Source organism: Bradyrhizobium sp. Gha, from assembly GCF_900113735.1.
Lineage (GTDB): Bacteria > Pseudomonadota > Alphaproteobacteria > Rhizobiales > Xanthobacteraceae > Bradyrhizobium.
On sequence record NZ_FOQM01000016.1, the window covers coordinates 116,817 to 134,198 of the forward strand.

The 17,382-nt window shown below is 64.1% G+C and carries 15 protein-coding genes; 7 read left to right on the top strand and 8 right to left on the bottom strand.

What is annotated here, in order from left to right:
* Positions 1-13: 13 nt before the first annotated feature.
* On the bottom strand, positions 14-985 hold the full coding sequence (locus BM222_RS20290) for a S1C family serine protease (protein ID WP_092231018.1): 972 nt from the start codon (positions 983-985) through the stop codon (positions 14-16).
* A gap of 284 nt (positions 986-1,269) precedes the next feature.
* Between BM222_RS20290 and BM222_RS20295 the strand changes: the two genes are divergently transcribed.
* The 7 genes from BM222_RS20295 to BM222_RS20325 all read left to right on the top strand — a co-directional run bounded on the left by BM222_RS20295 (position 1,270) and on the right by BM222_RS20325 (position 9,886).
* Entirely contained in the window at positions 1,270-2,688 is a 1,419-nt protein-coding gene (locus BM222_RS20295) for a M20 family metallopeptidase (protein ID WP_177243333.1), read from the top strand.
* Positions 2,689-2,949: 261 nt separating this feature from the next.
* A complete protein-coding gene (locus BM222_RS20300) occupies positions 2,950-4,740 on the top strand; it encodes a peptide ABC transporter substrate-binding protein (RefSeq protein WP_092230874.1) in 1,791 nt (596 codons plus the stop codon).
* A gap of 29 nt (positions 4,741-4,769) precedes the next feature.
* Positions 4,770-5,729: an ABC transporter permease gene (locus BM222_RS20305; RefSeq protein ID WP_092230877.1), complete on the top strand. Its 960-nt coding sequence runs from the start codon at positions 4,770-4,772 to the stop codon at positions 5,727-5,729.
* Positions 5,695-6,612 carry an ABC transporter permease gene (locus BM222_RS20310; RefSeq protein WP_092231021.1) on the top strand — a complete coding sequence of 306 codons (918 nt, stop codon included), beginning with the start codon at positions 5,695-5,697 and terminating at the stop codon, positions 6,610-6,612. The genes BM222_RS20305 and BM222_RS20310 overlap by 35 nt, the downstream gene beginning before the upstream one ends.
* Positions 6,612-7,607, top strand: a complete 996-nt coding sequence (locus tag BM222_RS20315) for an ABC transporter ATP-binding protein (RefSeq protein WP_092230881.1) — start codon at positions 6,612-6,614, stop codon at positions 7,605-7,607. Before BM222_RS20310 ends, BM222_RS20315 begins: the two co-directional genes overlap by 1 nt.
* Positions 7,604-8,572: an ABC transporter ATP-binding protein gene (locus BM222_RS20320; RefSeq protein WP_092230884.1), complete on the top strand. Its 969-nt coding sequence runs from the start codon at positions 7,604-7,606 to the stop codon at positions 8,570-8,572. The genes BM222_RS20315 and BM222_RS20320 overlap by 4 nt, the downstream gene beginning before the upstream one ends.
* Before the next feature lie 63 nt (positions 8,573-8,635).
* Positions 8,636-9,886 carry an MFS transporter gene (locus BM222_RS20325; protein WP_244547194.1) on the top strand — a complete coding sequence of 417 codons (1,251 nt, stop codon included), beginning with the start codon at positions 8,636-8,638 and terminating at the stop codon, positions 9,884-9,886.
* Between the two features lie 12 nt (positions 9,887-9,898).
* Here BM222_RS20325 and BM222_RS20330 read toward each other — a convergent pair whose 3' ends face one another.
* From BM222_RS20330 to BM222_RS20360, 7 genes are all read right to left on the bottom strand, one after another.
* A complete protein-coding gene (locus BM222_RS20330; protein WP_092230887.1) occupies positions 9,899-10,549 on the bottom strand; it encodes an HAD family hydrolase in 651 nt (216 codons plus the stop codon).
* A 48-nt stretch (positions 10,550-10,597) separates the two neighbouring features.
* Positions 10,598-12,499, bottom strand: coding sequence for a sensor domain-containing diguanylate cyclase (locus tag BM222_RS20335; RefSeq protein ID WP_092230890.1), 1,902 nt, complete (start codon positions 12,497-12,499; stop codon positions 10,598-10,600).
* A 179-nt stretch (positions 12,500-12,678) separates the two neighbouring features.
* Complete coding sequence (locus BM222_RS20340) at positions 12,679-12,900, bottom strand: dodecin (protein WP_092230898.1); 222 nt, start codon at positions 12,898-12,900, stop codon at positions 12,679-12,681.
* Positions 12,901-13,004: 104 nt separating this feature from the next.
* On the bottom strand, positions 13,005-14,255 hold the full coding sequence (locus tag BM222_RS20345; protein WP_092230903.1) for a glycosyltransferase family 87 protein: 1,251 nt from the start codon (positions 14,253-14,255) through the stop codon (positions 13,005-13,007).
* Positions 14,256-14,423: 168 nt separating this feature from the next.
* Positions 14,424-14,981, bottom strand: coding sequence for an HNH endonuclease (locus tag BM222_RS20350; RefSeq protein ID WP_008142962.1), 558 nt, complete (start codon positions 14,979-14,981; stop codon positions 14,424-14,426).
* A gap of 446 nt (positions 14,982-15,427) precedes the next feature.
* A complete protein-coding gene (locus BM222_RS20355) occupies positions 15,428-16,513 on the bottom strand; it encodes a DUF2855 family protein (protein WP_092230906.1) in 1,086 nt (361 codons plus the stop codon).
* Complete coding sequence (locus BM222_RS20360; protein WP_092230910.1) at positions 16,510-17,250, bottom strand: DNA-3-methyladenine glycosylase family protein; 741 nt, start codon at positions 17,248-17,250, stop codon at positions 16,510-16,512. The genes BM222_RS20355 and BM222_RS20360 overlap by 4 nt, the downstream gene beginning before the upstream one ends.
* Positions 17,251-17,382 lie beyond the last annotated feature (132 nt).

Sequence of the window (17,382 nt, forward strand, 5' to 3'; positions counted from 1 at the left end):
CAGTTCGGTCTGGTCAGTGCAGCTTCGGTGCCTTCAGAAGCTTGAAGCGGTCGGTCGACGTGACCGTGACGTCGAAGGTGACGCCTTCATGATGCACGGTGAGTGGCACGTCGACCCCGGCGGTGCCGAGCGCCCACAACTTCTTGTAAAAGGCCGTCTGGCTCGTGACCTTGTCGCCGTCCACCGCCAGAATGATGTCGTCGGTCTTGAGCTCGGCACGGGCGGCAGGACCGTTGGCGGAGGTCCCGATCACCACCACGCGGTTGTCGATCTCGGTCGAGTAGAGTCCGAGCCACGGCCGCGCCGGCTTGTTGACGCGACCGAACTTGCGGAGATCGTCGAGGATCGGCTTCAAGAGGTCGATCGGAACGATCATGTTGACGTGCTCGGCCCTGCCGTCGCGTTCGCGCTCGAGCTGGAGCGAACCAATGCCGATCAATTCGCCCCGGTCGTTGAGCAGCGCGGTGCCGCCCCAATTCGGATGGGCGGGGTAGGTGAACAATGCCTCGTCGAGCAGATACTCCCAGTAGCCGGCAAATTCCTGCTTGGCGACGACCTGGCTCGCGACCGATCGCGTCCGCCCACCGGCGCCGCCGACCACGACGCTGTCGCCGAGCCGGGTCTCTGCCGAGGAACCGAGCGGCAGCGGTTCGATCTCGAGCTGGCCGAGCGCTTGGACCAGGCCGAAGCCGGTGACGCCATCGAAGCCGAGCACGTGTCCCGCCACCACGCGGCCGTCGCCGAGATGCAGCCATACCGACTCGGCCTCTGTGATGAGGTAGCCGATGGTGAGAACCAGCCCGTCATCGATCACGACGCCGTTGCCGGCGCGTTCGGTGCCGAGAGTTTCGGCGGTGAAGGCATCCGACGGGATGATGGCGTGCAAGCCAACGACGGATGCGAGCACGCGGTCGAGATCGAAATCGTAATCGCTCGCATGCGGCTGGTTGGCCGGCGGCACTCTCCATTCAGTCAGAGCGGGCATGGAGTTCTCCTGGCTGAGAGCATTGCTCCGCCGTGGCTGCGGGACGACGCGCGAAGCAAGCATAATTTACGCCGGAGGAGGCCGTCTTGAAAGGCTTGACCGCAACTATTCCAGACTGGTGACGCGATTTGCGAATATGACAGGAATCGTTCGCCTAAAGCCGGTTGACGATTGCCTGATCCGGCAGCGGTCGCATGGCTGGTGTCCGGCGAGGTGCTAGGCGGGGTCCGGTGAAGCTGCTAACCATTGCCGCTTCGTTTGACCAAGAGATCACGGACCGAACCATGGACAATCGCAGCGACATCTGGCGTGGCATCGACACCATCAAGGGACGTTTCATCGACCTGAGCGACAAGGTCTGGGGCATGCCCGAAGTCTGCTACACCGAGGCGCGTTCCGCGGCCGAGCATCTCGCCGAGCTGCGCCACCAGGGTTTCCGCATCACCGAGAAGGTGGCAGGCATTCCGACCGCGCTCATGGGCGAATGGGGCGAAGGAGGTCCGGTCATCGCCTTCATGGGTGAGTATGACGCGCTGCCGGGACTGAGCCAGGAGGCGGGCGTTGCCGAGCACCGTCCGGTCGAGACCGGCGGGCATGGCCATGGCTGCGGTCACAATCTGCTCGGCTCTGCGGCGCTGCTGGCTGCGACCGCGGTCAAGGACTGGCTCGCCGAGAACAAGGTGCCCGGCCGGGTGCGCTATTACGGCTGCCCGGCGGAAGAAGGCGGTGCGGCCAAGGCCTTCATGGTGCGCTCCGGCGCGTTCGAGGACGCCGATATCGCCATCACCTGGCATCCGCACAGCTTTTGGGAAGTCGCGGTCACCCCGTCGCTCGCCAATACGCGCGCCGACTTCATCTTCACCGGCCGCACCTCGCATGCGGCGGCTTCGCCCCATCTCGGCCGCTCCGCGCTCGATGCGGTCGAGCTGATGAACGTCGGTGTGAACTACATGCGCGAGCACATGCCGAGCGACGCACGCGTTCACTACGCGCTGCTCGATACCGGCGGCATCGCCCCCAACGTGGTGCAGGCCCATGCCCGCGTGCGTTATTCCATTCGTGCCCGCGACCTTCCCGGCATGAACGAACTGGTCGGGCGTGTCAGCAAGATCGCTGAGGGCGCTGCCCTGATGACCGAGACCAAGGTCGAGATGAAGATCATCTCCGCGGTCTCCAATATCCTGCCGAACACACCGCTGGAGCAGGCGCTGCATCGGGTCATGGAAGAGCTCGGACCGCCGCATTTCGACGATACGGACAAGGGCTTTGCCAGCCAGATACGCGCGACGCTGACCGAGAAGGACATCGCGTCGGTCTATTACGCGATCGGCATGGAGCCGACCGATCGGCCGCTCGCCGACTTCCTGGTGCCGCTCGATGCCAAGCGCAACCCGCTGGTCGGCTCGACCGACGTGGGCGATGTGAGCTGGGTTGTGCCGACCGTGCAGGTTCACGCACCAACGGTTGCAATCGGCACGCCTTTCCACACCTGGCAGGTGGTGGCACAGGGCAAGAGCCCGCATGCCCACAAGGCCATGGTGCAGGCGGCCAAGGCCATGGCCGGCCTCGGAATCAAGGCGTTGACCGAGCCGGAACTGATCAAGGCTGCGAAGGCCGATCTGACGAAACGGACCGCCAAGACGCCTTATGTCTGCCCGCTGCCGGACCATGTCGCGCCGCCGCTCACGATGTCCGTGGCGTAGAATTCCATCTCGATACTTCGTCTGATCTCGCGAACAAATTTGTCGCAGTGCAACTTGGTTTCCGGCGGATTTTGACGCCGGAATGCCGAACCGTTGGGCTTGGAAGCGAAGTTTTGCTCAACGGACAGCCAGAACACCGTTTGCATACACACGGTCGCAGTTGACGTGCGCCCTATTCAGTGTGCCATCTACCGCCAGCGAAAATCAGGCGGCCTTCCCGCGGTCGCCTGCAATCCATCCGGGACCAGACGGGGGACAACCATGCTGGACAAAGAACTGCGTTCGATGATCGGTGACGTGAAGGACGGGCGGATGGATCGCCGAGCCTTCATCAAACGTTTGGCCGCGGTCGGCCTCACCGCGCCCCTCGCCAACCAGATACTTGCGCTCGGCGGCGTAGCCATGGCCCAGAGCCCGTCTCCGTATGCTCCGACCAAGCGCGGTGGTGGCGGCCCGCTCAAGCTGTTGTGGTGGCAGGGCCCGACCTTGCTCAATCCGCATTTTGCCACCGGCACCAAGGATCAGGACGGCTCGCGCCTGTTCTACGAGCCGCTCGCAAGCTGGGACATCGACGGTCACCTCAATCCGATCCTTGCCGCCGAAATCCCCTCGGTCGCGAATGGCGGCCTCGCAGCCGACGGCAAGTCGGTGACCTGGAAGATCAAGCCTGGCGTCAAATGGCATGACGGCAAGCCCCTGACGGCCGATGATTTCGTATTTACCTGGGCCTATGCCAGCGACCCCGCGACCGCGGCGGTCTCCATCACGGCCTACAGTGACTTGACCGTCGAAAAGGTGGATGACCTGACCATCCGCCTTCTGTTCAACAAGCCTACGCCGTTCTGGGCCAATGCGTTCGTCGGCGCTTACGGCTGCGTCATTCCGAAACATCTGTTTGCGGACTACAAGGGATCGAAATCCCGCGAGGCGCCGACCAACCTGGCTCCTGTCGGGACAGGCCCCTACAAATTCGTCGAGTTCAAGCCGGGCGATCTGGTCCGCGGCCAGCTCAATCCGGACTATCACATGCCCAACAGACCGTATTTCGACACGATCGACATGAAGGGCGGCGGCGATGCCGTCTCCGCAGCCCGGGCCGTGATCCAGACCGGAGAATTCGATTTCGCCTGGAACATGCAGGTCGAGGACGAGGTGCTGCTGCGTCTCGAGAAGGGCGGTAAGGGCAAGACCACCTATGCCGTGGGCGGCGACATCGAGTTCATCGCCATCAACTTCACCGATCCCAATACCGAGGTCGACGGCGAGCGGTCGTCGATGAAGACCAAGCACCCGACCCTGTCGGATCCCGCGGTGCGCCAGGCGCTCGCGCTACTGGTCGATCGCGCCTCCGTGAAGAAGGCCATCTACGGCCGGGCCGGACGCACCACCTCGAATTACCTCAATGGCCCCGACGACTTCGTGTCGAAGAACACGAAATGGGAGTTCAACGTCGACAAGGCGATCGCGTTGCTGGAGCAGGCCGGCTGGAAGGCCGGCGCGGACGGCATCCGCGAGAAGGACGGAAAGAAGCTGAAGCTTCTCTACCAGACCTCGACCAACGGTCCACGGCAGAAGACCCAGGCCATCGTCAAGCAGGCCTGTCAGAAAGCCGGAATCGACGTCGAACTAAAATCCGTCGTCGCCTCGGTGTTCTTCTCTTCCGACGTAGCCAATCCCGACACCTACTCGAAGTTTTACGCCGACATCGAGGAATTCCAGATCCCGATGACGCAGCCGGATCCGGCGCTGCACATGAAGCGCTACATCTCGAGCCAGGTGGCCAGCAAAGACAACAAATGGCAGGGGCAGAACTTCCCGCGCTGGGTCAACAAGGACTACGATGCCGCCATCGATGCGGCCGAGACCGAGATCGACCCGGTCAAGCGCGCCGCGCTCTACATCAAGTGCAACGACATGTTGTGGCAGGACACCGTGTTCATCCCGGTGATGCATCGTCTTACGGTTGATGCCTGCGCCAATACGCTGCGACCGGTCATCTCGGGCTGGGCCAACCGGACTGACAACATCCAGGACTGGTATCGCGAGGGCTGAGCACGGGCGTCTAAGCGGATTATTCGCTCATGAGTCAGTACGTCCTGCGTCGTCTGATGATCGCGATTCCGAGCCTGCTCGGAATCTCGCTGGTCCTGTTCGTCGTCCTGGCGCTTGCGCCAGGCGATCCCTTCAGCGAGCTCGCGACCAATCCGAACGTGCCGCCCGAGGTGCAAGCCGCGCTTCGGGCGAGGTTCGGCCTCGACGATCCGATCTACCTTCGCTATTTGCACTGGCTCAACGCCATGCTGCACGGCGACTGGGGCTTCTCCTTCGTCAGCCGGATGAATGTGGACACGCTCATCCTGCAGCGCCTGCCGGCCACGCTTTACGTGATCGGCTCGGCGCAGATCCTGGCGCTGCTGATCGCGATTCCCGTCGGCGTCTATGCCGCCACAAAACCCTATTCGCTGTTCGACCAGGTCGCGAACACGCTCGCCTTCGTCGGCTTCTCGCTGCCGACCTTCTTCACCGGCATCCTGTTCATCCTGATCTTCTCGGTGACGCTGGACTGGCTGCCGTTCGTCTACTCCACCGACATCAAGGCCACCGGTATCAACTATGTGCTGGAGATGATCCGGCAGGCGATCATGCCGGTGGCCGTGCTCGGCCTGTTCCAGGCGGCCTCGATGACGCGTTTCGTACGCTCGGCGATGCTCGACGTCATCAGGCTCGACTATGTCACGACCGCGCGAGCCAAGGGCCTCGGCCAGACCAAGGTCATCGTCAAGCACGTGATGCGCAACGCCATGATCCCGGTCGTGACGCTGATCGCGCTGCAGATGCCGGCGGTGTTCGGCGGCGCCATCGTCACCGAGCAGATCTTCCGCATTCCCGGCATCGGCTCGCTCCTGATCTCCTCCATCCTTTCCAACGACACGCCGGTGGTGATGGCCGTCACTTTCGTCTTCGCGTGCCTCGTGGTGCTGTTCAATCTCATCGCGGACGTCCTTTATGGCTGGCTTGACCCTCGCATCTCCTTCCGCTGAGCGGCGCGTTTACTCGCCCTGGCGCGAAACGTGGCGGCGCTTCAGCCGGCACAGGCTTGCCGTGGTCAGCGCGTTTCTGCTCCTCATCCTGATTCTGGCGGTGGTGGCCGGCCCCTTCGTCTGGCGCGTCAAGATCGACGACATCGATATCGTGGCGGGCCTGCAGGGGCCGTCGTTCGCCCACCCCTTCGGCACCGACGATCTCGGTCAGGACATCCTCGCCCGCATGATCTATGGCGGCCGTATCTCGCTCGCCGTCGGGCTCGCCGCGATGCTGGTGTCGGTGTTCATCGGCACGCTGATTGGTTCGCTCGCCGGCATGTCCCGCGGCGCGCTCGGGTACGGATTGATGTGGCTGACCGACCTGTTTCTGTCGCTGCCGCAACTGCCGCTGCTGCTGTTGTTGATCTATCTGTTCCGCGACGGGCTGAAGCAGGTGTTCGGCCCCGAGGGCGGCATCTTCATCCTGATCGTGCTCGTGATCGGCGGCCTGCGCTGGATGCCGGTGGCGCGTCTCGTCCGCGCTCAGTTCCTGTCGATCCGCGAGAAGGAGTTCGTCGAGGCCGCGCGCGCGCTCGGTGCGAGCCCGGTGCGTCAGGTGGTGAAGCACATCCTTCCCAATGCGCTCGGTCCGGTGATCATCGCCGGCACCATCGACGTGGCCGCCGCGATCATCGCGGAATCGACGCTGTCCTTCCTCGGCCTCGGCTTCCCGCCTGACACCCCGACCTGGGGCCGGCTGCTGTACGACGCCAAGGACTTTCTCGACATCGGCCCGCACTGGGCCCTGTTTCCCGGCGGCGCGATCTTCATCGCGGTCGTCGCCATCAACTTCATCGGCGACGGTCTGCGTGACGCGCTGGATGCGCGACGGGTGATCTGATGGCGGCGCTGCTCGAGATCAAAGGTCTCAAGACCCACTTCTCCACCGATGACGGCATCCTCCAGGCTGTCGACGGCGTCGACATCACCATCAACAAGGGCGAGACGCTCTGCGTCGTCGGCGAATCCGGCTGCGGCAAGACCGTCACTGCGATGTCGATCCTGAAGCTGATCGCGATGCCACCGGGCCGCATCGCGGCCGGCGAGATCATCTTCGAGGGGCGCGACCTGGTGCCGCTGACGAGCAACCAGCTCGACGACATCAGGGCCAAGGAGATCGGCTTCATCTTCCAGGAGCCGATGACCTCGCTCAATCCGGTGCTGACGGTCGGCGAGCAGATCGCCGAGAGCCTGCGCCGGCACGAGGCCGTGACCAAGAAGCAGGCGCTCGAGCGTACCATCGAGATGCTGAGGCTGGTGCAGATCCCGAACGCCGAGGGCCGCGTGCACAATTATCCGCATCAGTTTTCCGGTGGCATGCGCCAGCGCGTGATGATCGCGATGGCGCTCGCCTGCAAGCCCAAGCTGATCATCGCCGACGAGCCGACCACCGCGCTCGACGTCACCATCCAGGCTCAGATCCTCGATTTGCTGCAGGACATGAAGGAGCGCTTCGGCATGGCGGTGATGCTGATCACCCATGCCATGGGTGTCGTCGCCGAAACGGCACAACGTGTCGTCGTGATGTATGCCGGCAAGGTGGTGGAAGAAGCTGGTGTCGACGCGCTCTTCGCCGATCCGGGCCATCCCTATACGCAGGGGCTGATCCGCTCGATCCCGCGCATCGATCTCGACAGCGCGCACAAGACGCGGCTCGAGGCGATCGGCGGCTCGGTGCCGATCCTGATCAATCCGCCGGTCGGCTGCCGCTTTGCGCCGCGCTGCAAGTTCGCCATGAACGTCTGCACAGCGAAGGAGCCGCTGCTGCGCGAGATCGCGCCCGGCCATCGCATGGCATGCCACCTCGGCGATCCGCAGTTGGGAGGCGCGGCATGAGCGAGCCCTTGCTGCGCGTCAGCGGCCTGAAGAAACATTTCCCGGTGCTCGGCGGCCTGATGTCGCGCCAGGTTGCTACCGTCTACGCCGTCGACGGCGTGTCGTTCTCGGTCAATCGCGGCGAGACGCTCGGTCTCGTCGGCGAGTCCGGCTGCGGCAAGTCGACGACGGGGCGCTGTGTGCTGCGCCTGATCGAGCCGACCGAGGGCGAGGTCGTGTTCGACGGCCAGGACGTCGGCAAGCTCGACGGCAACGACCTGCGCGCGATGCGGCGGAACATGCAGTTGGTGTTCCAGGATCCGTTCGCCTCGCTCAATCCGCGCATGACGGTCGGCTCCATTCTCGGCGAAGCCTTTACCATCCACAAGCTCGCGGCCAACGCCAAAGAGCGCGAGGAGCGCGTGGCTGGCCTGCTGGTCAAGGTCGGCCTCAAGGCCGAGCACATGCGCCGCTATCCGCATGAATTCTCCGGCGGCCAGCGCCAGCGCATCGTGATCGCGCGTGCGCTCGCGGTCGAGCCGAAGCTGATCGTCTGCGACGAGCCGGTCTCCGCGCTCGACGTTTCGATCCAGGCGCAGGTCATCAACCTGCTGGAAGATCTGCAGGCCGAGCTCAACCTCACCTATCTGTTCGTGGCACACGACCTGTCGGTGGTCGAGCACATCTCCGACCGTGTCGCGGTGATGTATCTCGGCCGTATCGTCGAACTGGCCAAGGCGAGCGATCTCTATCGCAATCCGCAGCATCCCTACACCAAGGCGCTGCTCTCCGCGGTGCCGGTGCCCGATCCCAAGCTCAAGCGCAACCGCATCCGCCTCAAGGGTGACGTGCCGAGCCCGATGAAGCCGCCGCAGGGTTGTCACTTCCACACCCGTTGTCCGATTGCCCAGCCGCGCTGCGCCGAATCCGCCCCGGAGCTGAAGGAAGGCGCGGGCGGGCATTTCGTGGCGTGTCACCTCGTCTAAGTTGCGCGGTGCATAGATCTTCGGGGTCTTGATCGCAAGGGATCGGCTGGCGTAGGGGGATGCATGAGCCAGGTACAGGATGCGACTCTCGGCGCGGTGGAGATGGCGCGTGCGAGCGATCAGGACGTGGAAGCACGTCGGGCGCTGTGGGGATCGGCGCTCGGATACGCCATGGATGGGTTCGACCTGCTCATCCTCGGCTTCATGCTGACGGCGATTTCGAAAGACCTTCACCTCACGCAGCCGCAGGCGGCCTCGCTGGTGACCGGCACTCTGGTCGGCGCGGTCGTCGGCGGTCTCATCTTCGGTGTGCTGTCGGACCGGCTTGGCCGCGTGCGGGTTCTGACCTGGAGCATCGTGCTGTTCGCGGTCTTCACCGGCCTGTGCGCGCTGGCGCAGGGCTATTGGGACCTGCTGGCCTATCGGGCCATCGCCGGTATTGGTCTCGGCGGCGAATTCGGCATCGGCATGGCGCTGGTGGCCGAGGTCTGGCCGGCGAGCAAACGCGCGCGGGCCACGTCCTATGTCGGGCTGGGCTGGCAGTTCGGCGTGCTCACGGCGGCGCTGGTGACACCGGTGCTGTTGCCGATCATCGGCTGGCGCGGGATGTTTGCGCTCGGCGTGTTTCCGGCGTTGATCGCCTACGTGATCCGGCGCAAGCTGCACGAGCCTGACGTCTTCATTGCGCACAAGGCAAAGGCGGAGAGTGCTGGCTCGTCACTTCGCGCGCTCGTGGCCGATGCGGAGACGACCCGGATCGGTATCGGGATGATCATCCTCTGTTCGGTGCAGAATTTCGGCTATTACGGCATCATGATCTGGCTGCCGAACTATCTCTCGATGCGGTTCGGCTATGGCCTGACGCAATCGGCGGTCTGGACCTCAGGCACCATCGCCGGCATGGCGCTCGGCATCTTCCTGTTCGGTCATGCGGCCGACCGTTTTGGCCGCCGCGCGACGTTTCTGACCTATATGCTGGGTGCGGCCGTCATGGTGGTGGTCTATTCGCAGCTCACGACCGCTGCTGCGCTCTTGATCGGCGGAGCCGTGATGGGCTTCTTCGTCAATGGCATGCTCGGCGGTTACGGCGCGTTGATGAGTGAGCTTTATCCGACCGCAGCGCGCGCCACCGCGCAGAACGTGTTCTTCAACATCGGTCGGGCGGTGGCCGGCTTCGGTCCGCTGGTCGTCGGCATCATCAGCGCCGCCTATGGCTTTCCGACCGCGATCGCAGGACTTGCACTGCTCTACCTCATCGACATCGTGGCGTTGCTCGCGCTGATTCCGGAGCGGCGCGGCGTCGATCTGGCCTGATGTCGAATTCGCTCATCGCTCGCCAAGCAGGCCGTAACCCGAAAGGGCTTGCCTGAACGTGTCCACGGACGTGTGGTGATGCGCAAGCAGGCCGGCTTCCCTGGCGCCGGTGACATTGGCCGGGAGGTCGTCGACAAAGAGAACGGTCTCGGGTCTGACTTCGAGTTCTGAAACGCAGCGCCGGTAGCACAGCGGATCGGGCTTCGCCGTCTTGAACTGCGCCGAGGTGTAGATCTTGGTGCCGAACAGCGGTCGCAATTCAGGCAGCAGCGTATCGATGTGATCGGCAACCAGGGTGGTATTGTTGGTCAGGGCCGCAATATCTACGGTTCGGCGCAACTGCCCGACAATCTCCAGCATCGCGCGATCGGCCCGCATTGAGCAGCGCCGCGCCTCCACCCATTCATCGAGCGACAGCGGATAGCCGATGCGCTCGCCGAAGCCCCGCAGGTAGTCGACGGCATCGAGCGTGCCGGAATCGCCGAGCAGTTCAAAGCCGCTGTCCCAGATCGCCTGGTGAACGAATTCGTCGGTCGATCCCGCAAGCTCCGCCAGGCGCGCCACGCGCTTGCTCCTGTCGTAGTCGCAGAGGACGTTGTCGATGTCGAAGAGGACGAGCTTGATTTCGTCGGTCACTGCTGCGCTCGCGGATAGGCCGAACATTCGGCGACGACTGCAGTCATAGCCCGTCAGAACGTGGCCGACAATTCGTCACGCGCTCTTGGCGGGCCAGGGGACAACCTGCCCCGACATCACCAGCCGGTCGCGGCCGCTGTCCTTGGCCGCGTAGAGTGCGCGGTCGGCGGCGGCGACCAGCGTATTTGAGTCCGGGGCCTGGGATGGAAGGCTCGTCGCGGCGCCGACGCTGACGGTCACGAGGCGGGACGGCGGATTTTGCGCGTGCAGCATGGCGAGGTCGTGCAGTGCCTGGCGAATGCCTTCGCCGACCTCGGCGCAGCCGTCCGGACCGGTGTTCGCCAACAGCACGGCGAACTCCTCGCCGCCGTAGCGCGCGGCGAGGTCGGCGGGGCGCCTGGCGGTGGCGGATAGAATCCGGCCCAGCGCGCGCAGGCAAGCGTCGCCGGCCAGATGGCCGTAATGGTCGTTGAATTTCTTGAAATGATCGACATCGATCAGCAGGAGCGACAGCTGCGTTCCGTCGCGTCGCGCGCGCGCCCATTCGTCGGCCAGGCGTTCATCGAATGCGCGTCGGTTGGCAAGGCCGGTGAGGCCGTCGGTCGTCGCAAGCGAGGCGAGCTTGTCCTGAAGGTCCTTCTGCTCGGTCATGTCGCGCATGACGGCGACGACGCCGTCGATCTCACCGCTGTCAGACGCCAGGGTCACGTGCAGAGCCGCCTCGGCCCAGATCTCGCCCTTGTCGCGATGGCGCTGCCGATAGATGAACCGCGCCTCCTCGGCTTCGCCGTTCTTCAGCGCGGCGATGGCCTGCTCGACCCGTTCCACGTCATCCGGGTGAATGCCCGCCAGGGCCGACGTATCGAGCAGTTCGTCGGCCGACCACCCGGTGATGCGCACGCATGAGGGTGAGACGTAGAGCAGCCGGTTATCCAGCCCGATCCGGGTCACCATGTCGCTGGACTGCTCGGCCAGCAGGCGGAAATTTGCTTCCTTGGCGACCAGGACCTGTGCCGTGCGCTGCCGTTCCAGCAACTGACGGACCAGGTAAAAACCGATCACCGCGATCAGCAGCACGAGACCGAGGACGAAGACCATGCGCGCGCCCGCCGCGCGTCGCCATGGGGTCAGCACGTCGTCCTGCGACTTGCTCGCCAGCACCATCAGGGGATAACGGCTGCTGCGCTGATAGTAGCTCAGGCGCTGCACCCCATCGAGCGGCGACTTGAAGTAATAGACCGCCGCTTCGGGTCGGCTTCCCCGGTCCCTGAACAAAGGCGTATTGGACAGGTCCCGACCGACGAAAGCATCGCTCTTGTCACCGGTCCGGGCCAGCAAGATGCCGGCATTGTTGAGCAGCGATGCCGAGCCATTCGGTCCGAGGTCGAACCGTTCATAGAAATTCGAGAAATAGGTGACGTCGATCGTGAGCAGCGCGACGCCGGCGAAGCTGCCATCGGGATGGTTGATCCGGCGCGACGCCGTGATGATCCACTGGCCGCCGGAGCGGCTCTTGACGGGCCGGCCGATCAGCGTGCCCTTGTCCGGGGAGGCGCGGTGCTGCTGGAAATATTCGCGATCGCTGTTGTTGAGTCCGGAGAAGTCGACATGCTCGGTCGTGGCGAGCCAGCGGCCGGTCGCGTCATAGACGAAGATACCGCGGATGCGGTCCGATGATTTGCGTGTCGGCAGATAGGTCTGGAGCTTTGCGATCGTGTCCGGACCCAATCCGTCGAGCTCGAGCCGGTGCACCAATCCGACCAGAATCGTATCGGCGAGCTCGAACGTGTCGTCCGCGTGCTGGATCAGCGAATGCGCGAGATTGGCGACATCGATCTCGGCGTTCCTGAGCTCGGAATTGCGCGCTTCCCATTCGCGCCAGGCGCTCATGCCCAGGATTGTCACGCAAATCAGCGCAACGAATCCCGCCGCCCAGAGCGGAAGGTGGGTCTTGCCGAGTTCGCGGCTTGTGACCATCGGGTTTGCTCCAATTCGGGGCAAACCTCTCACTTTGGTCTTAACGGCCTGTTGCAAGAACTGTGATGATTGCGCGGGGCCGTACTCAACCGGTCGGAGTTTGTCGAGATTTGATCGACTCTCGTATGTGGATGTTAACCACGCAGCCGCGGTGGAATGGTCACCTCGCGCTCGCCGCTTCACTCATCGAGCGTGAATCCGACGCGCAGCGTGACCTGGTAGTGGCGCACCGCGCCGTTCTCGATGTGGCCCCTCGTCTGTACCACCTCGAACCATTTCATCTCGCGAACGGTCTTGGAGGCGCGGCCGATCGCGTTCTTGATTGCATCGTCGATCGAGGTCTCGGACGATCCGACCAGTTCCAAGATCTTGTAGACGTGATCCCTCTCGGCTGCGGGCATGGTGGACCTCCGTTTGCTGGCACCACGGCCCTCGCCGCGGCTTGGCCTCTCATCTGAACGGGCGCCGGCCATTCCGGTTCCGTCGTGCAAGTGCGGGAGGAAAGTTAGGCAGGCTCGCCGTGCAGGCGAACCGCGGCAGGGCCCGCCTGGCGCAGCAGGACCCACAGCAGCATCACGAGCACGGCCATGAGGGCGACGCCTCCGACGGCCGGCGTCATGGTGCGCTCAAGGCTGTCAGCCTGGGCGTTTTCCGCCGACAGCCGCGCCGATTGCAACAATCCGTAGGCGTTGGCCAGCAGCAGGAGCGCATAGATGGCGCCGCGTTCGCGCCGGCAAGCCAGGCGGGCAAGGTCGGGAAGCAGCAGCGCGAGACCGATTCCCACGATCGGCAAGTCATAGTCGTAGGCATAGGGGCTGATCATCACGGAGGTGACCGCGACGACGCCGAGCGCGAAGCGGGGGGACGGTCCGCGCGCAACCGCGAGTGCGACGGTGACGAGCGCCAATGCGGCCATGGCCATTTGTCCCCAGAACGCTCCGGCTGGTGGAACACCGGCATTGTACAAGGCCGCATAGGCCGAGATCATCCGAAACAGCTGATAGCGGCCTTCCTCCAGATAGCTCGCGGCTTCGCGGATGCTGCCGAGCCACGCGCTCCAGATTTGCGGGCCGAAGGTGAGCGCGCAGACGAGCGAGCTCGCGATCACCACGATTGCGGCGGTCAGCACCGCCGTCCAGCGGCGCGTCATCAGCACGTAGATGCCGGCCGCAACGGCCAGGTGAGGCTTGATGACCATGATTCCGAGGGCGATGCCCGAGAGCACCGGGCGCCGCTCCGCGTTGATGCAGATCAGTCCGATCAGTGCGCCGGTCAGGAGACCATTCTGCCCGATGCCGATGGTGATCGCGATCGCCGGGAAAAACACGACGAGCACGAGCGCAAGGTTGTTTCCAGCAATCACGCGGAGCGTCATCAGATAGGCCGCCAGCGTGACGGTCGTGAAGAGAGCATAGGCGGCCCAGCCCGGGAGGAACGCCAGAGGGGCGAGCAACAGATCGAATTGCGGTGGGTAAGTCCAGGGCATGACGCCGGTGGTGCCGCCGGCTGCTGCCATCTGCATCTTCGTGAACGCAGCGAACTGGTAGGTCAGGTCGAGGTCACCGAGCCAGATCCGCTGCGCGACTATGTGGAACGCTGCGAAGTCGACGGTCTGGCCGCCATACCAGAGGCCGCCCTCGAAGAAGCGGATCGCCTTGAAGACGAGGATGGCTGCCAGCAGTGTGACGATGGTGCAGACATAAATGGTCCGCTTTCGCGGCGAGGCCTGGATCTGCTCCAATGTTGCGGTGAGCATCGGTTCGCTAATCTCTACAAGGCACTTGGCCGGCCGATCTGTCGGCGAGATTGCGGACGGAGTCTTAAGGTCCGGTAACGAAAGGCTGAGGGTTGGCCGGCATGGCCGGACCTTGCCTGCGTTCCGTCGCTGCCGGGGAGGGCGACGAGACGAGGACGCAGCGATGCCTTACGGATCCAGCTCCGTATCCCAGTACAGGTAATCCAGCCAGCTGTCGTGCAGATAGTTCGGCGGGAACAGCCGGCCGTTGCGGTGGAGCTGGTGCACGGTCGGCGCGAACGCGCTCTGACGCGGAAACATCTTGGCTTGCGCCGGCGTCAGATTGCCCTTGCGCAGGTTACAGGGCGAGCACGCCGCGACCACGTTTTCCCAGGTGGTCTGGCCGCCCTTGCTGCGCGGAATGATGTGATCGAAGGTGAGGTCTTCGGGCGAGCCGCAATATTGGCAGGCGAAACGATCGCGCAGGAAGACGTTGAACCGTGTGAAGGCGGGATGGGTGGTCGGCTTGACGAAGGATTTGAGCGAGACCACGCTCGGCAGCTGCATTTGCAGCGTGGGACTGTGAACCGCCTGATCGTAATGCGCTACGATATTGACGCGGTCGAGGAACACCGCCTTGATCGCGTCCTGCCACGACCACAGAGACAGTGGGTAGTAACTCAGTGGCCGGAAGTCCGCGTTCAGGACCAGCACCGGCCAACTGCCTTGCGAGACATGTGCGTTCAAGTAACGCTCCCGGCCTCCAATATTCGCTGCGAAGCAGCATGTACTGACATACTACATGCAGCGTGACGGGATTGTGAAGCCCGTTGAGCGACTTATTCAGGCGCAAGCAATGCGGCGGCGGGGTGGCGAAACGCGCAAAAACGCCGCGATTGGGAGGGCTGCGCGGCGGTTGCGTTCGGGCCGGTTCGCATGGACTACCGCGCACCCGCGCCAGCTTCTACAGGCACCCCGTGCCGTGCATTTCCGCTGGCATCTCCTCGTCCGGTAAGTCGGTCTTCCAGTCACGCCGACCTCGCCGGCCCAGACGTGCCCTTCGAATCCCGCGGATGCCGCAGCGCCAGGAACTTTCCGCGCAACAGCATGGCGCGCACGCCCGGTGCGGATTGTTCCACGATGTTGAACTGCGACCGCACCGTGCACCAATGCACGACCGTATCAAAAGCGCTTTACCCGAACAGCGAGAGCATGTGCCCCTGCTCGGGCGGAATGCGCCCTTTCAACGTGTCGAGATAAACTTGCTGTACGGCGTCGGGCCCACGGCTCTCGACGACGCTCAGACATCTCTCCAGCATAGGAGCAAAGCCGGACCAGGCCGCCCCAAAACGTTGCTCGATGCCGCCCGGGCCCCACTCCTTGGCGCGCTTGCGGATGTGGTCGGGCGCAAAGAACCAGCGCGGCTTGGCGCCGGGCAGCACACCCTCGTTCGCATCGGTGGCGCGATGCGTCAATCCGACGCGCACGGAGCATTTCATCTGATCGCGGAAGTGCTGATGCAAGGCGGCCCGCAGCGCGCTGTTGCCGGCCATGTCGACGAAGGCGACCGGAATATCCGCCGGTACCGACGCGATACGGTCATAGGTGACGACATCGTCGTAGCAGCCGAGCTTCGAGACGAAGCCGGTATTGCCGGATGATGTCAGTCCGGTCACCTTGCGCCCGCGCGTGTGCAGGAGATGCGCGAGCCCGAACGCCGTCTTGCTCGAGGCGCTCGACAGCAGCACGGTGCGTGCGCCGAAATCGTCGTTCTCGGCGAGGAAGTCGTCGACCAGGAACGACAGCATGAACAGCGGCCGCAGCAGCGCCTGGTAATCACCCTGCCTGCCGGCATAGGCGGGATCGCCGCCGACCCGGGCGTAGGCGTTGTAGACCGGCGCCACGCCTTGGCGGTGCGCGGCACCGTCGCGCAAGCCGCGTTTGCTGACATCGGTGGCTTCGATCACGAGATGCGTCGCCATGGGGAAATAGCCGAACAGGCGCTCACCCGCGGGCACGCTCGGATGCGCCGAGGCGATCACCTCGCCAAAGCCCCACACCGGAATGTTGCCGAACCCCTGCGGCGCCGGAAAGATCTGCCAGTATTTCAGCTCGTCGCCCATCACGGCATAGGTGACGTTGTTGGCAGTGAATGCGAAGCGGTCGACCTTCACCAACAGCGTATCCGCGGGCAGTGCGGCCGCATCCGGAAGGGTAGTGTCGATCAGCTTGCATTGCTCGAGATCGTTGCGTGCGACGACGAAGTCGAACGATGTCATGGTGAAGATCCCCGTTTTCTCCGCGCCGGCACCTTCTCCTTGACGGCTGTGCGCTTTGCAACAGCAACATTGTTTGAAACAGCGTTCGCTTCGCCTGCGATGATGCCCTCGCGCTTCTTCACCGCGCGGTAGTAGCTCCACCACAGATGCGCGGCGGCACCCCGCAGCGGGCGCCAGGGCTCGGCGAGCGGGGCCATCTGTTTTTCCGTCGGCCGTGCCTGAAGGCCAAGGCCGATCTTGACGCCTTCCTGCACGGCGAGGTCGCCGGCCGGCCAAGCATCGCCATGACCGAGGCAAAACAGGAGATAGACGTCGGCGGTCCACGGTCCAATGCCGGGCAGCGAGATCAGCGTGTGATGCGCGGCGTCTGCATCTTCCTCCGCGAGCACGTCGAGGTTCAGCCGTTCCTCGATGATCTCGCGCGCGAGATGCTTCAGGGTCTTGATCTTGGCCGCGGAGAGGCCGAGCCGCCCCAGCCGGTCGGTCCGGGCGCGGCGTACCGCCTCGTGGTCGAACGGATCGAAGGCCGCGGACAGCCGCCCCCAGATCGCCGCCGCGCTCGCGGTGGAGAGCTGCTGCCCGCACACGATGTGCGCAAGCCCAGCAAAGCCCGGCTCGCGCCGCCGCAGTGCCGGCATGCCGGCGATATCAAGCACCGGCTTGAGCCGCGGATCGCGCTTGACCAGCGTGCGAACAGCTTCTTCGAGGTCGGATTGGGTTTCGAGGTGGATGGTCATGATGGCTCGGCAAACTCCCTCGGCGTCATGGCCGGGACTTGACCCGGCCATCCACGTCTTTCTATCCGCGCGTCATTATTAGCATGGTGCGTGGACATCGTGTTCGTTCGCGACCTTGACACGGTTGGTAAG